Source organism: Peribacillus simplex (assembly GCF_030123325.1).
In the GTDB taxonomy this organism is placed as follows: Bacteria; Bacillota; Bacilli; order Bacillales; family DSM-1321; genus Peribacillus; species Peribacillus simplex_D.
Genome location: NZ_CP126106.1, coordinates 5,433,912 through 5,451,945 on the forward strand (window position 1 = coordinate 5,433,912; position 18,034 = coordinate 5,451,945).

At 42.1% G+C, this 18,034-nt stretch carries 17 protein-coding genes, 1 other RNA gene and 1 pseudogene; 6 read left to right on the forward strand and 13 right to left on the reverse strand.

The window, feature by feature from the left end:
- Nucleotides 1-20: 20 nt before the first annotated feature.
- The 4 genes and pseudogenes from QNH43_RS25950 to QNH43_RS25965 all read left to right on the forward strand — a co-directional run bounded on the left by QNH43_RS25950 (nt 21) and on the right by QNH43_RS25965 (nt 2,697).
- A complete protein-coding gene (locus tag QNH43_RS25950; protein ID WP_283916245.1) occupies nt 21-602 on the forward strand; it encodes a beta-class carbonic anhydrase in 582 nt (193 codons plus the stop codon).
- 34 nt (nt 603-636) lie between these two features.
- Nucleotides 637-1,086: a cyanase gene (gene cynS / locus QNH43_RS25955; RefSeq protein ID WP_241593155.1), complete on the forward strand. Its 450-nt coding sequence runs from the start codon at nt 637-639 to the stop codon at nt 1,084-1,086.
- A 128-nt stretch (nt 1,087-1,214) separates the two neighbouring features.
- Nucleotides 1,215-2,493: pseudogene (locus tag QNH43_RS25960) on the forward strand (purine/pyrimidine permease).
- A gap of 36 nt (nt 2,494-2,529) precedes the next feature.
- The gene (locus tag QNH43_RS25965) at nt 2,530-2,697 is read left to right on the forward strand and encodes a hypothetical protein (RefSeq protein ID WP_283916246.1); all 168 of its coding nucleotides are present in this window, start codon (nt 2,530-2,532) and stop codon (nt 2,695-2,697) included.
- Here the strand turns inward: QNH43_RS25965 and ssrA are convergent.
- From ssrA to secG, 5 genes are all read right to left on the reverse strand, one after another.
- Nucleotides 2,648-3,009, reverse strand: a transfer-messenger RNA (tmRNA) gene (gene ssrA / locus QNH43_RS25970). The two genes, QNH43_RS25965 and ssrA, sit on opposite strands and share 50 nt — an antisense overlap.
- Nucleotides 3,010-3,132: 123 nt before the next feature.
- Entirely contained in the window at nt 3,133-3,600 is a 468-nt protein-coding gene (smpB, locus tag QNH43_RS25975; protein ID WP_283916247.1) for an SsrA-binding protein SmpB, read from the reverse strand.
- A 67-nt stretch (nt 3,601-3,667) separates the two neighbouring features.
- Nucleotides 3,668-6,025, reverse strand: coding sequence for a ribonuclease R (gene rnr, locus QNH43_RS25980; protein ID WP_283916248.1), 2,358 nt, complete (start codon nt 6,023-6,025; stop codon nt 3,668-3,670).
- A gap of 33 nt (nt 6,026-6,058) precedes the next feature.
- On the reverse strand, nt 6,059-6,805 hold the full coding sequence (locus QNH43_RS25985) for an alpha/beta hydrolase (protein WP_098371539.1): 747 nt from the start codon (nt 6,803-6,805) through the stop codon (nt 6,059-6,061).
- Between the two features lie 140 nt (nt 6,806-6,945).
- Nucleotides 6,946-7,179 carry a preprotein translocase subunit SecG gene (secG, locus tag QNH43_RS25990; RefSeq protein WP_076368234.1) on the reverse strand — a complete coding sequence of 78 codons (234 nt, stop codon included), beginning with the start codon at nt 7,177-7,179 and terminating at the stop codon, nt 6,946-6,948.
- 176 nt (nt 7,180-7,355) lie between these two features.
- Between secG and QNH43_RS25995 the strand changes: the two genes are divergently transcribed.
- Nucleotides 7,356-7,898, forward strand: a complete 543-nt coding sequence (locus QNH43_RS25995) for a hypothetical protein (protein WP_283916249.1) — start codon at nt 7,356-7,358, stop codon at nt 7,896-7,898.
- 55 nt (nt 7,899-7,953) lie between these two features.
- A complete protein-coding gene (locus tag QNH43_RS26000; protein WP_283916250.1) occupies nt 7,954-8,802 on the forward strand; it encodes a M15 family metallopeptidase in 849 nt (282 codons plus the stop codon).
- Between the two features lie 216 nt (nt 8,803-9,018).
- On the opposite strand, the gene eno is transcribed toward QNH43_RS26000, so the two are convergent.
- The 8 genes from eno to rpoN form a co-directional block, all read right to left on the reverse strand.
- Entirely contained in the window at nt 9,019-10,314 is a 1,296-nt protein-coding gene (eno, locus tag QNH43_RS26005; protein WP_076368237.1) for a phosphopyruvate hydratase, read from the reverse strand.
- 30 nt (nt 10,315-10,344) lie between these two features.
- A complete protein-coding gene (gene gpmI / locus QNH43_RS26010; protein WP_283916251.1) occupies nt 10,345-11,880 on the reverse strand; it encodes a 2,3-bisphosphoglycerate-independent phosphoglycerate mutase in 1,536 nt (511 codons plus the stop codon).
- On the reverse strand, nt 11,873-12,634 hold the full coding sequence (tpiA, locus tag QNH43_RS26015) for a triose-phosphate isomerase (RefSeq protein ID WP_283916252.1): 762 nt from the start codon (nt 12,632-12,634) through the stop codon (nt 11,873-11,875). The genes gpmI and tpiA overlap by 8 nt, the downstream gene beginning before the upstream one ends.
- 46 nt (nt 12,635-12,680) lie before the next feature.
- Nucleotides 12,681-13,865: a phosphoglycerate kinase gene (locus tag QNH43_RS26020; RefSeq protein WP_283916253.1), complete on the reverse strand. Its 1,185-nt coding sequence runs from the start codon at nt 13,863-13,865 to the stop codon at nt 12,681-12,683.
- Between the two features lie 248 nt (nt 13,866-14,113).
- On the reverse strand, nt 14,114-15,121 hold the full coding sequence (gene gap / locus QNH43_RS26025; RefSeq protein WP_283916254.1) for a type I glyceraldehyde-3-phosphate dehydrogenase: 1,008 nt from the start codon (nt 15,119-15,121) through the stop codon (nt 14,114-14,116).
- A gap of 32 nt (nt 15,122-15,153) precedes the next feature.
- A complete protein-coding gene (locus QNH43_RS26030) occupies nt 15,154-16,188 on the reverse strand; it encodes a sugar-binding transcriptional regulator (RefSeq protein ID WP_098371545.1) in 1,035 nt (344 codons plus the stop codon).
- A 139-nt stretch (nt 16,189-16,327) separates the two neighbouring features.
- Complete coding sequence (locus QNH43_RS26035; RefSeq protein ID WP_260320840.1) at nt 16,328-16,570, reverse strand: glutaredoxin family protein; 243 nt, start codon at nt 16,568-16,570, stop codon at nt 16,328-16,330.
- 14 nt (nt 16,571-16,584) lie between these two features.
- Nucleotides 16,585-17,922, reverse strand: a complete 1,338-nt coding sequence (rpoN, locus tag QNH43_RS26040) for an RNA polymerase factor sigma-54 (protein WP_349654791.1) — start codon at nt 17,920-17,922, stop codon at nt 16,585-16,587.
- Nucleotides 17,923-18,034 lie beyond the last annotated feature (112 nt).

Genomic DNA, 18,034 nt, shown 5'->3' on the forward strand with positions numbered 1-18,034 from the left:
ATTTAAAGGAGGTTACAAATATGTTATTACAAGAAATTTTATCGTACAATGAACAATTTGTACAAAACAAGGAATACATGCCATATGAAGCAACAAAAATGCCGCAAAAACGTATGGTTGTTGTCTCTTGCATGGATGCTCGCTTAATTGAGCTACTTCCAAAAGCTTTAGATTTGCACAATGGTGATGCAAAAATCATCAAAAATGCAGGTGGTACGATTACCGATGCCTTCGGTAGTATCATGCGAAGTGTTGTAACAGCCGTATATGAATTAAATGCAGATGAAATCTATATTATTGGACACCATGCATGTGGTATGAGCCAAAGTAATCCAAAAGGAACACTAAAAAAAATATTAGATCGTGGAGTATCTTCACCAGAAATTTTAACAGCTATTGAATATGCTGGAATTGACCTTGAAAAGTGGTTATTTGGATTTGATAATGTCGAAGATTCAATTCAAGCTAATATTGATTTAGTGAAAAATCATCCATTTATTCCAAAAGACGTTCCTGTACACGGTTTAGCTATTGATCCTCATACAGGTAAACTAGATTTGTTAGTTGATGGATATAAAGCATTAAATGGTCTGAAAAATTAATTATTATTACTCAAATGGAAGGAAGTTATTAGATATGAATAGAAAAGAAGCTACGCAAAAAATTATGGAAGCAAAACTTGCAAAAGGTTTAACATGGGAAGAAATTTCAAAGGTAAGTGAAAACTCTGAAACTTGGGTTGTAACAGCATTATTGGGACAAGCTACAATGACACGTCCAGAAGCGGAAAAAATGGCCGCACTACTAGAGTTAGATGAAGAAGTAGTTCAAGCATTAACGGTAATTCCACATAGAGGTGAAGTAATGCAAATGCCTCCTACTGACCCAATCTTATATCGATTATATGAAATGTTATTAGTGTACGGACCAACTATTAAAGAATTAATTCAAGAAAAAGTTGGCGAAGGCATTATGAGTGCAATCAATTTCGAACTAGGTGTGGACAAAGAAGAAGATCCAAATGGCGGTGACCCTCGTGTAGTCCTTACACTTAACGGAAAATTCTTACCTTATCGCAGATGGTAATCGATTAAGTAATCTATCTATATAATTGAAATAATTTTATAGACCTAAAAAATCCATCCTTTTTAATCTAACTGTATAGAAAGGATGGATTTTTCCTATGAGAATCTTTTTCAGCAAAGGAGAATAATATGAATAAAAAATATTTTGATGCCAGCTTTAGTATCCTACAGTGGTTTGTGTTTCTATTAGCAAATGCAATTGCATTGCCTATCATCATCGGTGGCATATTCCATTTATCAATAGAAGATATCTCAACATTAATGCAGCGAACTTTTTTTATTGTGGGAGTAAGTTCATTTATACAAGCATGGTTTGGGCATCGCTACCCCATTGCGGATGGTCCAGCCGGTTCATGGGTAAGTATATTTGTCATATTGGGACAAGTAGGTATGAATCAGGGACAGAGTGCAAAAGATGTATTACAACTTTTAGAAGGTGGATTAATTATTGCGGGTATATTACTCTTTATTCTTGGTATAACAGGGCTTGTGCATCGAATACTACGTTTATTTACACCTTTGGTTACAGGAACCTTTCTTTTAATCTTAGCTCTTCAGCTTAGTGGTGTGTTACTAAAAGGAATGATGGGATTACAAGGAGCTGTAACTCATCCTGATTATACAACAGCTACTATTGCGCTCTTTGTTTTTGCCATCATTACTTTCTTATCAATCAAAGGGAAAGGATGGATGAAAAGTTACGCTGTGTTACTCGGAATTTCATGTGGTTGGCTTTTGTATGCTGTATTAGGAAAATCGTCTCATATGCCTTCACACACCATTAGTTAAGTTACCAGAGATATTTGCTTGGGGCATGCCTAGATTCGATATTGGAATGACTCTAACTGCAACTTTATTTACATTTCTTTTAGTTGCAAATACGATCGCCGCCATTTCGGCTGTAAAACAAGTGGCTCCGTTATACAAAGAAAATGAAAAGCAAACACTGAACCGTGGTGTATGGGCCGGAGGTATATCACATGTTATTTCGTCGTTATTCTCTACAATTGGAATTGTACCATTACCTGCATCAGCAGGATTTATTCAACTAACAGGACAAAAAAAAGTGAAGACGTTCCTTATAGCAAGTCTTATATTAGCAGGAATTTCTTTTATCCCCTTAATTGTAAGCTTTATATCCTTGCTGCCAGGTTCTATTGCTAATGCTGCACTTTTAGCAACATTTGTCCAAATGATAGGAATTTCATTTCAATCGATTTTACGTGAAGAATTAAATCAACGCCGATTAACTATATTAGGAATTACATTATTAATCAGTTTGGGAATCATGTTCCTTCCAGAAAGTGCATTTAGCGGAATTCCTTCTTCCTTACAATATGTTTTAAGTAATGGATTACTCGTGGGTACCATGATTGTCATTCTACTGGAACAGTTTTGGAAAGAGTAAAGTATTTATATACTTATTTATAAAAGGAAGTATTAGATGGAATTAATAATTGATTTTTCAGATGAAACTGCAGCAGTAAAAGAAGCATATGTTGGCCAAAACGGCCATCTTATGCTCCTTACAAAATCAAATAAAAAACCACCAATATATGTATTGGTGGAGACGGTGGGAGTCGAACCCACGTCCAGACATAACGGCACTTAAGCTTCTACGAGTGTAGTCGATATATTCGCATTTCGCGAACTCATTAGCCTATCGACAGGCGGCAGAGCAGCTAGTCTGATTGGTCTCTTCCTTCATCCTCAGACGGTGGATTCCGGCGTATCCCACTTAGAGTGAGTCCCTTACCCTACCACGTGGGCCATGGAGGGAGGAACAGCTATCGACTGTTATTAAGCAGCGAAAGCTAGGTTGTTGTTTTGTTTGCCAGTTATAGGCGTTGACGTTTTAACGAGGCCGATCCCCTCGACTCGCAACTTAAGCTCGAACTATCCCTGTCGAATCCGTAACGTCCCCATGATGGAAATGGAGCGTACGAGAGAAGAATAGTCAGCAAGTTGGCTGATATTCAATTGTCATCGGTACAGGATTAATTATAACAGATTGGCTCAAAAAATCAATTGTAAGGTCTTGGCAGTTCTACATCTTCTGCCGCTCACGGAAAGCACGTTCGATATCACGTTTCGCTTCCTTCTTCTTCAGGTCTTCACGCTTGTCATATTGTTTCTTCCCTTTACCCAGTCCGATTAAAACCTTGGCAAAGCCATTTTTCAAATACATTTTCAACGGCACGATCGTGTAACCCGTTTCTTTCGTTTCGCCAATCAGCTTATTGATTTCCTTTTTGTGCAGAAGGAGTTTACGTGTCCTTAATGGATCATGATTGTAACGATTTCCTTGCTCATACGGGCTGACATGCATATTATGAAGGTACAATTCGCCGTTTTGTATTTTGGCAAAGGAATCCTTCAAATTCACTTTTGCCGCACGAATCGATTTGATTTCGGTCCCTTGCAAAACGATTCCCGCTTCAAATGTTTGTTCAATAAAGAAATCATGATACGCTTTTTTATTTTGTGCTAGTTGTTTACCTGATCCTTTTGGCATCTAACTCTCCCCTTTTTACATCCAATCGCGGCGAGAGGATGAAATGATCATCCCCCCGCCTCAATCTTTATCTCTTTTTTGGTTTTCTCTTGCGCTTGGCAGCTGGCGCATTTTCAAAGAATTTTTTCTTCTTTTTCGGTTTTTTTCCAGAAGAAGGCGAATCTCCATTACGGCCGCCGCCATTTCCTTCCTTACGTCCCCCATTGCCGCCTCGGCCGCGTTTGCGTTCACCTGAATTGGCCTTGAATATTTTCTTTTCGCCAGATGGACGCGGACGGCTTACCTTCATGCCGATAATTTCAAAATCGATGGCGCGTTCCTCTTTATTGACGTTGGAAACACGTACGTCGATCTCATCGCCAATCCGGAACACATTACCGGTACGCTCCCCGATCATTGCAAGCTGACGCTCATCGAAGCGGTAATAATCATCCGTCATGAAGCTGACATGGACAAGTCCTTCAATGGTGTTCGGCAACTCGACGAACATCCCGAAATTCGTAACCGAACCAATGATCCCGGTATACTCTTCGCCGATTTTATCCAGCATATATTCCGCTTTCTTCAGATCATCCGTTTCCCGTTCAGCATCGACCGAGCGACGTTCACGTTTCGACGTATGATCGGCAATTTCAGGTAAGTTGGCATTCCATTTCTCCTTCGTGGCTTCATCCATTTTACCTTCCACCAAGTAGGTCCTGATCAACCTGTGCACGATCAAATCCGGGTAACGGCGAATCGGCGAGGTGAAATGTGTATAAAACTCAGCAGATAATCCAAAGTGACCTAAGCTCTCCGGATCATATTTCGCCTGTTGCATGGAACGAAGCATGACGGTTGAAATGACCGTTTCTTCCGGTTTACCGGCAACTGCCTCGATGATTTCCTGTAACGCCTTAGGATGGACGTCATTGGCCGATCCCCTTACAATATATCCGAAATTCGTAATGAATTCGAAGAAACGCTGCAGTTTTTCCGGCTTTGGATCTTCATGAATACGGTAGATGAACGGAACGTCAAGACGGTGGAAATGCTCTGCAACGGTTTCATTAGCCGCAAGCATGAACTCTTCAATCAGCTTTTCCGCTACCGACCTTTCACGTAAAACCACATCAGTCGGATGGCCCTCTTCATCAACGATGACTCTCGCTTCATTGAAATCAAAGTCGATCGCACCGCGGTTCATCCGGTTTTTACGAAGGATGGCCGCTAACTTCTCCATGTCCTGGAACATTGGCACCAACGCTTCATAGCGTTCGAGCTGTTCTTCATCTTTATCCACAAGGATTTTGTTCACATTGCCATATGTCATACGTTCCGTCGTCTTAATGACACTTTCAAAAATCTCATGATTGACGACTTTGCCATCTGGCGTGATTTCCATTTCACAAGATAGTGTAAAACGATCGACTTGCGGGTTCAAGGAACAAATGCCATTCGATAAACGATGCGGGATCATTGGAATGACCCTGTCCACCAAATATACGCTCGTCCCTCTTTCCAAAGCTTCCTTATCGATTGGAGATCCTTCCTTCACATAATGGCTGACATCAGCAATATGAACACCCAGCTTGTAATTGCCATTTTCAAGTTTAGAAACAGTGACGGCATCATCCAGGTCCTTTGCATCCGCTCCATCAATCGTGACCAAAACATCATTGCGCAAATCCCTGCGGCTGCCAATTTCACTTTCTTGAATGGTATCCGAAACGGCATTGGCTTGCTCCATTACGTCTTCCGGGAACTCCATCGGCAAACCATATTTATGGATCACGGAAAGAATATCCACACCAGGGTCATTTTTATGCCCCAGAATCTCAATGACTTCGCCTTCAGCACTTATGCGACCTTCAGGATAGGAAGTGAGCTTGACGACAACCTTATGGCCCTCTACCGCTCCATGTGAAGCGTGCTGTGGAATGAAGATATCGCTTGCGATCTTTTTATCATCAGGAATGACGAAACCAAAACTTTTGCTTTCGGAGTATGTACCGACCACCTGTGTAATTCCGCGTTCAAGTATTCTGATGACCGTGCCTTCTTGCCTTGAGCCCGATGTTTCCGAAGATACTCGTACCATGACGACATCTCCATGCATCGCTGTGCCCGTTTCATTTGGCGGAATGAAAATATCATCCATTCCCGGGTTATCGTCAGGTGTCACAAAAGCGAATCCCTTTGCATGTCCCGTTAATTTACCGCGGAACAAATTCATTTTTTGCGGCAGGCCGTAACGATTGCTCCTCGTTCTGACCACCAATCCCTTTTCTTCCATCTTCACTAAAGCCTTAACGAAATTCTTGAAATCTGCCGAGTCTTCGATTTTCAAAGCCTCTTCCAGTTCTTGTACCGTTAATGGCTTATACGCTTCATCCGTCATATATGTCAGAAGCTTATTAATATGTTCTTGAATGTTATCTTCCATGAAAACCCTCCTATTCAGGGTATAATAAATTTGTTATTCGGACCAATCCAGACTTTCTAAAAATTCCAATACATCTTCATGCAACTGGTCTTTTTCTTTATCAAGAGTTATGACATGGCCGGATTCTTCATACCACTTGATTCGTTTGACCGGTGATTCTATGGAATCAATAATAATATCGGCACTTTTGGGATTGATAACATCATCATGCCGGCCCTGCACGACAAACGTCGGAGCGTAAATAAGGTCGACGTGCTCCCGTACATCCGTTATCAATTCCTGAAGGGCTTTCAATGTATTCATCGGTTTATCGGCAAGGAGGTCCATTTCAAGCTCTATTTGCTCTTGAGTTTTACCTTCATACTTCTTAAATTCTCTGGCGTACTCCAATACTCCTTTAAACATCATTTCTTCACTTTTGATATGCATAGGCGCACACATTGATACGATACCCTTTATAGGTACAGTGTAACCTAATTTAAGAGAAAATACGCCTCCTAATGAGAGTCCTGCAACAGCAATTTCTTCATGGCCTTTGCTTTTCAGAAAATCATAGGCCATCATGACATCTTTCCACCAATCTTCCGGACCCGTTTTCACCAGCTCCTCTGGGGGAACGCCATGCCCTTTATAGTGCGGGGCATGGCAGGTGTATCCCTGTTTCTCCAAATAACGGCCCAGCATCCGTACATCCGCCGAATTCCCCGTAAATCCATGTAAAAGTAAGACAGCCCTTTTTCCGCCTTCAAAAGTAAAGGGCTGCTGCAGCTTGATTTTCATGACTTCAAACTCCTTTATCGGTAAATAGAATGAAAAAAATCCCTATCTTATAATTAAGTACTAAAATCACTATATCTATTCATGCAACTATTGTGCAAAGAAAAAAGCCTAGCTAATTAGCTAGACTCATTTTTGATCCATTACACATCAAAGAAAGCAACAAGTAAAGTTAAAGCAAAGAAAAAAATCGCCAATACTATCGTTGCACGATGTAAAATCAGGTCCAAACCGCGTGCCTTTTGCTTTCCGAATAGCTGCTCAGCACCGCCGGCAATCGCACCGGATAAACCTGCACTCTTACCTGATTGAAGCAATACCGTCACAATGAGGGCGATACTGACAATCACTAAAAGCGTTATGAGAAATGCATGCATGCAATTACACCTCCTGAAGAACCAATAAACAATTACTTTAACTTTACCACACCCAATAAATATCCACAATCTTTGTTATACTATGATGGTAAGAATTCCTAAAAACCCATAGTCATTTATTTCTTTTTGAAACAAAGTTTGAGATAATTTGAATAAATAGAGAAAGAGGTGTCAATATGTTTAAGTCCATACTTCGGATTCTTGATCTCCTGACCATCCTATTCTCGGCGGTTGCCGGCTATTCTTTATGGACAGGCGGTAGCAATTTTATCAGTGTCCTATTAATTATCCTATCACCGCTTTTATTGCTGCTGGCAAAGTATCACGGAAATCGATACTTATTATTTGCTGCATATATCACGACAACCGTTTATTTTACTGCTATTATTTATAATGGACTTTCCAATAGCGGTACCGACTTTTTCCAATCAAGCTTCAATGTCCTCCTGATCGGGGCGGCAGCCGCCTTGCTGAGCGTCATAGCAGCGGTCATTGGGTTTGGGACCAATACTCTTACGATTCTTTGGTTATCGTTTCACGCCCTTGTCACATTCGAGACAATCAGGATGTCATCTGGTTTCCTTTCGAACTTTTGGTCTGATCCCGTCGTGGAAACAGCAGTTCGTAATGATTATCCATTTTTATTGATGGTCGTCTGGATTGGCTTATTCCTTGATAAATATCAAAGTGAATTAACAAGGGATTACTTATCACGATAATTTTTCAAAACTACTTTTATTGGAAATCTTATATTAAAAGCAAGGGGCCTTTCATATGTTAAAACCTATATTTGCAGCAACCGCTCTATCATCTTTCATTCTGATGGCTGGCTGTTCATCCGACCTGACAAGCGATCATGAAAAAGAGCAAAAAGAAGAACAACCGAGCTCCCAGGATACAGATACGGATACGGAGACAGAGACAGAGTCAGAAGCCGACAAGAATGATGATTCAAAAGAATCGGCCCAACGCCAGGTGGAAGTTGATGAAGCGGCTAAACCGGCACAGGCTGGCCTTCAGACGTTAGCCCATCCGGAAGACATACCTGTACTTGTCAATAAACAATACAGCCTGCCTGAAGATTACAAACCCGATGACCTTATCTACCCAAAAGTGGATTTCATCTTTCAAGATAAAATCGAAAAAAGAATGATGCGTGAAGAAGCGGGGAAAGCTCTTGAAGTAATGTTCCAGGCTGCCGAGAAAGACAACATGCACTTTGCCGGCGTTTCCGCTTACCGCTCACACCAAACACAAATCACGGTCTTTAATAACTATGTGGCTAAGGACGGGGAAGAAAAAGCGAAAACCTACAGCGCAATGCCTGGGACAAGCGAGCATGAAACGGGCCTGGCGATTGACGTCACGACCCACGACGGTGCATGCGCTGCCCAAGACTGCTTCGGTGATACGAATGAAGCGGCCTGGCTTGCTGAACATGCACATGAATACGGATTTATCATCCGCTACCCTGAAGGCAAGGAAAACATCACAGGGTATAAATACGAACCATGGCACATCCGTTATGTTGGTGTCGCTACCGCAACTGAAATCTTTGAAGCTAAGATTACATTAGAAGAATACTATAATGCCGTACCAGTGGAAGCTGTATCGAATAAATAAAAAAAGGTGCCCGGTTGCGGCACCTTTTTTTTTATTAATCAAACGTTTGATTAATTCCTTTTATCAGCCCTGATCCAAGCTGGAATCAGTGACTGGACGGCTAACGTTGTAAGCAAAAAAACTCCCATCCAATGTGAATTCTCACATTGGATGGGAGTTGAAAAGAAATAACTATGCAGAACCCATCTTCTTGTCAGAAGCGGAATCCCAAAATAATTACTTCTTCAAGTTATAGAAAGATTTCAAGCCTGCATATACAGCCAAGTCACCAAGCTGGTCTTCGATGCGAAGAAGTTGGTTGTATTTAGCGATACGGTCTGTACGGGACATGGAACCAGTTTTGATTTGTCCTGCGTTTGTTGCAACGGCAATATCAGCGATCGTTGCATCTTCCGTTTCACCTGAACGGTGGGAAACGACTGCAGTGTAGCCTGCACGTTTAGCCATTTCGATTGCATCAAACGTTTCTGTCAGTGTACCAATTTGGTTCACTTTGATCAGGATGGAGTTACCGATGCCTTTTTCGATGCCTTCAGCCAATTTTTTTGTGTTCGTCACAAATAGATCGTCACCAACTAGTTGAACTTTAGAACCGATGCGTTCCGTTAAAAGTTTGTGGCCTTCCCAGTCATTTTCATCCAGGCCGTCTTCGATGGAGAGAATAGGGAACTCATTCACTAGCTCTTCATAGAAAGCAACCATTTCTTCGGATGTAACACCATTGCGGCCTTCGCCTGCAAGATCATATTTGCCTGTTTCTTTATTATAGAATTCAGATGAAGCTACGTCCATGCCAAGATAGATATCTTCGCCTGCTTTATAGCCAGCCTTTTCAATTGCCTCGATGATGACTTGAAGTGCTTCACGGTTCGAACCAAGGTTTGGCGCAAAGCCGCCTTCATCGCCGACTGCCGTATTCAAGCCTTTGGCAGAAAGGACAGATTTCAAAGCATGGAATACTTCAGCACCCATACGAACCGCTTCTTTGAAGCTAGGAGCGCCTACAGGAAGGATCATGAATTCCTGGAAGTCTACATTGTTATCGGCATGTGATCCGCCGTTAATGATGTTCATCATTGGAGTTGGAAGTTGTTTCGCATTGAACCCTCCAAGGTAACGATACAATGGTAAACCTGAAAATTCCGCAGCGGCATGGGCAGCAGCCATTGACACGCCAAGGATTGCATTAGCTCCCAGGTTTCCTTTGTTTTCAGTGCCATCCAATTCAATCATAGTAAGGTCAAGGCCTGCTTGGTTCGTTACATCCAAACCGATGACAGCTTCAGCAATGATATCATTTACATTATCTACTGCTTTTTGTACCCCTTTACCCAGGTAACGAGATTTATCTCCGTCACGAAGCTCAACCGCTTCGTGTTCCCCTGTTGAAGCACCTGATGGTACGATTGCACGTCCGAAGTATCCGGACTCTGTTTGAATTTCTACTTCTATTGTTGGGTTACCACGGGAATCTAGCACTTCACGTGCATATACATGTTCAATGTACGGCATTATAAATCTCTCCTTTTCCTATTCACATTTTTATTTAGATAATAGGGATTTCCCTGTCATTTCAACAGGTTTTTCGACTCCAAGCAAATCAAGCATCGTTGGAGCTAAATCGCCTAAGATACCACCTGTTCTTAATGTTACCTGATTTTTAGTGATAATGACAGGCACGGGATTCGTAGTATGGGCTGTCATGGGGTTGCCTTCAAGCGTCACGACTTCATCAGCATTACCATGGTCAGCGGTAATGATTGCTGTACCGCCTTTTGAGACGATTAAATCGACAATCCTGCCTAGGCATTCATCCACTGTTTCAATCGCTTTAATGGTAGGCTCAAGCATCCCTGAATGACCAACCATGTCCGGGTTGGCAAAATTCAAGAGAATGGCATCAAAGCGGTCAGCCTCAATCTGTTCCACCAATGCATCCGTCACTTCATAAGCACTCATTTCCGGTTGTAAATCATATGTAGCGACTTTCGGAGAATTAATTAAAATCCTCTCTTCACCAGGAAACTTCTCTTCACGTCCGCCGCTCATGAAAAACGTCACATGCGGATATTTTTCAGTTTCAGCGATACGAAGCTGGGTAAGCTGGTTTTGGGAAAGTACTTCCCCTAATGTATTATCAAGATTTGTCGGATTAAATGCAACATATCCGTCAACTGTTTCTGAAAAATGTGTCAAACAGACAAAATGGAGATGCTTCGGATGTCCAGGACCGCGGTCAAATGAGCGGAAATCCTCATTCGTGAACGTATTGGAAATCTGGATCGCCCGGTCTGGACGGAAGTTATAAAAGATTACGGCATCCTCATTTTTAATCGTTGCCACCGGCTTACCGTCTTCCGCCGTTATGACCGAAGGTATCACGAACTCGTCAAAAATACCATGTTCGTAGGAATCCTCGACACATTCCATTGCAGAAGAGTAAGCAGGGCCATCACCATACACCATCGAACGGTAGGATTTCTCCACACGTTCCCATCGCTTATCACGGTCCATCGAATAATATCGTCCGGATATGGTCGCAAACTGACCAACACCGATTTCCTTCATTTTCGCTTCCGCTTCCTTAATATAACCCTGCGCCGTTTTCGGTCCGACATCACGGCCATCCAAAAATGCATGTACATATACATTTTTAACTCCTTCTTTTGCGGCCAATTTCAGCAGGGCGTACATATGATCGATATGACTGTGCACGCCGCCATCTGAAAGAAGACCGAAAAGATGAAGGTCCGTGCCTTTTTCCTTGGTATGGCTCATGGCATCGACCAAAGTTGGGTTTTGTGCAAACTCGCCTTCACGGATAGCCAGGTTCACACGGGTCAGACTTTGATAAACGATCCGGCCTGCCCCGATATTCAAATGCCCAACTTCCGAGTTTCCCATTTGACCGGCAGGCAAGCCGACCGCTTCCCCGCTTGCCGTTAAATGGGAATGAGGATACTGTTCCCAGTAACGGTCAAAGTTCGGTTTTTTCGCATGATAAACAGCATTTCCCTTTTCTTCGTTACGGCAGCCAAATCCGTCTAAGATGATAAGTGCCACAGGCGACTTACTCATAGTGACCAGCCTCCAGCAATTGTAAAAATGAATCGGGTTTCAGGCTTGCACCGCCAACCAACGCACCGTCTATATCAGGCTGTGCCATGTACTCTTTAATATTCTCAGGTTTTACACTGCCACCGTACTGAATGCGGATGGCTGCAGCTGCTTCATTTGAAAATTTGTCGGCAACAACTGAGCGGATATGTGCACAAACTTCATTTGCATCTTGAGCAGATGAAGATTTTCCTGTTCCAATCGCCCAAATCGGCTCATAAGCAATAACGGCTTGTTTCAATTGATCGTCAGATAAACCTGCCAGGCCTTTTTCAATCTGGCTGCCTACGAAATCATTCGTTTCGCCAGCTTCCCTTTGCTCAAGTGTTTCACCGCAGCAAACGATCGGGGTCAACTGGTGGGCAAAAGCGGCATGAGCTTTTTTATTAACGGCTTCATCCGTTTCGTTGAACATTTCCCGGCGCTCAGAATGACCAAGTATGACGTAGGATACACCAAGATCAGCCAATGCGATTGGGCTGATTTCTCCTGTGAAAGCACCGCTTTCTTCAAAGTGCATGTTCTGCGCCCCGAGTTTCACATCGGTTCCTTTTGCTGCTTGAACCAGCTGATCCAAAAATAAAGCTGGAGCACATACAACCGTATCAATTACATCTTGCTTCGGAATCAAATTGCTCACTTCTTCTAAAAAGGCAGTCGCTTCAGATAGTGTTTTATTCATTTTCCAGTTTCCTGCAATAATCGGTTTACGCATTTGGTTTCTCATCCCTTCTAAAGTTGAAGTATGTAACGGATTGATCTTATTTATCGTTCAAGGCCACAACGCCAGGCAACTCTTTGCCTTCCATGAACTCAAGAGATGCACCGCCGCCAGTTGAAATATGGGACATCTTTTCTGCCAAGCCAAACTTTTCTGCAGCTGCGGCTGAATCTCCTCCGCCTACAATGCTGTACGTATCTTTTGCTTCCGCCAATGCTTCAGCAACCGTTCTCGTTCCATTCGCAAATTTATCGAACTCGAATACACCCATTGGTCCATTCCAAATGACAAGCTTAGAACTTTTGATTACATCCGCAAATAAATCACTTGTTTTTGGACCGATATCAAGTGCCATTTTATCATTTGGAATAGCATCGATATCGACATTCTCTGTCTCTGCATCAGGTGAAAATTCAGCCGTTACGACTGCATCGATAGGCAAATGAAGTTTTACGCCCTTTTCTTTTGCACTTTCGATGAAAGATTTGGCCAATTCTATTTTGTCTTCTTCCAATAAAGAATTACCGATTTCATGACCTTGCGCTTTAATGAATGTATAACCAAGACCACCACCAATGATCAAGTGATCGACTTTTTCCAAAAGGTTTTCGATGACGCCTATCTTATCCTTTACTTTTGCTCCGCCAATTATCGCTGTAAAAGGACGTTCCGGGTTCGATAGGGCCTTTCCTAGTACAGAAAGCTCTTTTTCCATCAGCAATCCGGCAACGGCTGGGAGATGGTGCGCTATTCCTTCAGTTGAAGCATGTGCACGATGCGCAGCCCCGAATGCATCGTTAACATAAACATCAGCCAGTGCAGCAAATGACTTCGCCAATTCTTGATCGTTCTTCTCTTCTCCTGGATAGAAACGAACGTTTTCCAACAACAGGATTTCGCCATTTTGCATGTTACCAATGATTGATTGCACGGTCTCTCCGTAAGCTTCTTCTGCCTTTTTCACGTCTTTGCCACTAAGTTCGCTTAATCTTTTTGCAACAGGTGCCAGACGTAATTCTTCAACGACTTGTCCTTTAGGACGGCCAAGGTGGCTGGCTAAGATGACTTTAGCTCCCTGTTCCGTCAGATAGGAAATCGTCGGCAGTGCTGCTTTGATTCTAGTATCGTCCGAAATCTTTCCGTCCTGCATCGGCACATTGAAATCAACACGGCAAAATACGCGTTTCCCCTTTAATTCAATATCTTTAATCGACTTTTTATTCATAATCCAAGAACCTCCTTAGATATTGTTATCATATTTTTGATTCTTTTAGCCAAAAAGGGAGAGGGCAAATTTCCCAACTCCCCTTTTCTCTTTTTCATTATAGTCGGTTTGCAGGAAATTATCCAAAAACAAGAAATGTAAACGCTTGACTGATTAATGACTTACTAATAATATCATCTTCTGCCAAGTTTTTTTAGAGGTGTGATAAAAAAAACCTCACCTTGGTGAGGTTTTTTTTATTATTCTAATTACAATCCTTTTTTAGCCAAATAGTCGATCAAATCAACAACACGGCTAGAATATCCAGTTTCATTATCATACCAAGATAACACTTTAACCATGTTCCCTTCCATTACCATTGTGGAAAGGGCATCAATTGTAGATGATGATGGGCTACCGTTATAGTCAGTTGATACTAGCGGAAGTTCGCTGTACTCAAGGATTCCTTTCAATTCGCCTTCAGAAGCCTTTTTGAATGCTGCATTAACTTCTTCAACTGTTGTGTCTTTTTCAAGCTCTGCAACAAGGTCGACAACAGACACGTTTGGAGTAGGTACGCGCATTGCCATACCATTCAATTTCCCTTTAAGTTCAGGAAGGACAAGTGCAACAGCTTTTGCTGCCCCAGTTGTTGTAGGAATGATATTCTCGGCGGCTGCCCGTGCACGACGGTAATCTTTATGAGGCAAATCAAGGATTTGCTGATCATTTGTATAAGAGTGAACAGTAGTCATCATACCGCGTTTGATTCCGAATTGTTCATGAAGCACTTTAGCAAAAGGAGCCAAGCAGTTCGTTGTACAAGAAGCATTAGAGATAACATGGTGGTTTGCTGCATCATATTTGTCTTCATTTACACCCATTACAATCGTGATATCTTCATCAGATGCAGGAGCAGAGATGATTACTTTTTTCGCGCCAGCTTCTAAATGCTTAGCTGCATCCGCACGTTTTGTGAAACGTCCTGTAGATTCTACAACTACTTCTACTCCCAGTTCACCCCATGCTAATTGTGCAGGATCACGTTCGGCCAATACTTTTACTTTGTGACCATCAACAACAAGGTAATCCCCATCAACTGTTACTTTTTCATTAAGAGATCCATGAATTGTATCGTATTGAAGAAGGTGCGCTAACATATTAGCATCCGTTAAGTCGTTAATAGCAACAATCTCTACCCCAGGATTACTCAATGCCGCACGAAATACATTACGTCCAATACGTCCAAAACCATTAATACCAACTTTTACTGCCATGAAAAATTCCTCCTTTTAAGTTCGCAATTATATTAAGGGGTGTAATTCCCCTGAATTAACTCTTGTGCCGCTGCTTCATCCGTGATCAAAACGGTTGATGAAGGTGCGCCTTTCATGTAGGAACGGATAGCCTTTGCTTTAGTTTTGCCACCTGCCACAGTTATCACTCGCTTTTCAGGACTAAGGTCATCTAACTGGATGCCGACTGTCAAAACTTTATGAACAACTTTGCCGTTTTCATCGTAATAATAACCGAATGCCTCTCCTACAGCATTTCCATCTAACAGCTTCTTTAACATTTCTGGCGAAGAATTTCTTCTCTCTGCCATCGCCATGGCATCACCGATTCCATGAATGATCATATCGGCAGATTTAATTTGGGATATCACTTCTTTAATTGCAGGTTCCTTCTGAAACGAAGCATATACCTCACCGCTTAATTGATCGGGTACATATAACACTCTGTATGAGGCCTGTGCCTTCTGTGCCATTTTTTCGACAATCGTATTGGCCTGATTCTGCACCGCTTCACCAATTCCCCCGCGGGCAGGGACAAATATCAATTTCTTCGACGCTTCATCAGGTGACAACGAATTAGCCACTTCCGCCATTGTCGATCCGCCAGTAACCGCAATGATATTCTTTGAGTTCCATTCCCGTTTCATACGGTTTGCACAAGCTTTACCCAATTCTTTTTTCACCCATGGGGTCTCATCACAATTTCCTGAGACAATAATGACCTCATCCACTTGTAACAAATCCTGCAATTGCCGTTCCATTATGTCTATACCCATTACTTCACGCATTATTCCTTCCAACTTATCCAGGATTTCAATCCCTTCATCAGTCAGCGTCATGCCAGAGCTGAATATGTTAACCAGGTTCTGACTTTTCAGAAAATCAACCTCGCCTCTTAGCGTCCGTTCTGTCAAATTAAGGCTCACGGACAGACTGCGCCTTCCAACCGGCTGCATCATTTTGATATAACGCAGGATATCATATCTTTTTTGCATAACCAGAAGGAAATCTGGTAATAATTTTCTTTGTACCTCGAGTAATGTACGCATATTTAAAACTCCTAAAAAGTTAAGTTGGACATTTAATGTCCCGCGTAGTCATTTTCTGTCCCACTTAAAACAAAAAAATATTCCTGCTACATATTTTATTCTAGCAGGAACGGAATGTTTCTTCAAATGATTTGAAAAATTATTTTTCCAAAAGCCTATTTAGAGCTGATTTATCAACATTTCCGTATTGAACGATATCATCTTTCCATTCTACGACAGGAATCATCAGCCCGAATTTCTCTAGCAAATCATCATCCGTATGGATATCGATTTCCTTATAGCCTATGCCCGACTCCGCTTTCACTTCTTCAAGTACCTGCTTGGCCTTATCACATAACGGGCATTTATCCCTACTATATAAAACAAACGCATTTGATTCCAAACCACTCATCCTTTTCAATCATATCTTTTTCGTTTAGATGAAGAAGGGATCCCTAATTGTTCCCGGTATTTGGCAACGGTTCGGCGTGCCAGGATAATTCCATGCTCCTCTTTCAACCGTTCTGCCAGGTCTTGATCCGAAAGCGGCTTTTGTTTATTTTCCCCATTGATGGCTGCCTGCAGGCTCTTTTTTGCTTGCATGCCCGACATATCTTCATCAAGGCCGACTGACTGCAAAGAAGTAGTGAAAAATATCCGCATCTCTATCGTGCCAAATGGTGTCTGCACGTATTTCCCTTTAACCGCCCGGCTAACTGTGGACTCATGTATACCAAGTTCGTCAGCTATTTCTTTCATCGTCATCGGCTTCAAATAGTTCAGGCCATGATGAAAACACGCCGGCTGTTTTTCGACGATGCACTGAATGACCTTCAATATAGTTTCTTTTCTTTGTTGGATCCCTCTGGAGATCCATTGGTATTCCTGCCACTTATCCTGGATAAACCGTTGAACTCCCTGATCCTTATGGCTCTTCATTCGGTTTAAATACCCTTTATCCACATTAAGGTTGGGTGTGTTACCATCATAATTCCCGACAAGCAGCATGCCATCCCGAACTTCCACGACCACATCCGGCACTATATAAGAAGGCTTTTCCTGAAAAAAGAGCGAAGCCGGACGCGGGTTCAACGTCTGGACATAATCAAAGACCTCTTGAATCTCCTTCATTGTAACACCGATTTTCTTACTTAGGTCCTTCCAGCGCTTTTCAGCAAAATCGAGGAAATGATTTTCTATGATCGATTCTGCCAGCAGGTTCCCCCCTTCTGCTATCACTTGAAGCAAAAGGCATTCCTGAAGGTTTCTCGCTCCAATGCCATGCGGCTCGAGCTCCTGTAAAATCGAGAGACTCTCTTCCAGAACGTCCGGAGATATGCCTGGGACGCATATATCATTCAGCTGAGTCCTCAAGTAACCGTTTTCATCAAGGTTATGAATTAATAGCAGCATTGCCTTCTGCTGCTCACCCGAAAACTGCTGGTGATTCACCTGGGACATGATATGCTGTTCAAGCGATAAAGTATCTTCACTGATCTGTTCAATCCAATAGTTGGCATCATACGTATTTTTAAGAGTCCGTTTACCCTTTTTCCGGTCAAAAGTTGGCTGAAATAAAGAAGATGTTGGCTGATCTATGGACAGTAATGGATTCTCCACCATTTTATTTTCTAAAAAAGCCGATAGCTCCTGCGAGGAGTATTGCAGCAATGTAATAGCTTGCATAAGCTCCTGGGTCATTGCCATCTTTAATGTTTGCTGTTGAAAAAGTCCTGCTTTCATATTCATACTCATCGATTCATCCCTCCCCCACTCCATTTTACATTATCAGGAGAAAATTCTACACAAAAACCCATGAAAACGCTTACGATTTTTTTCTGAATAGTTTATTTGTTTTAAATACTAT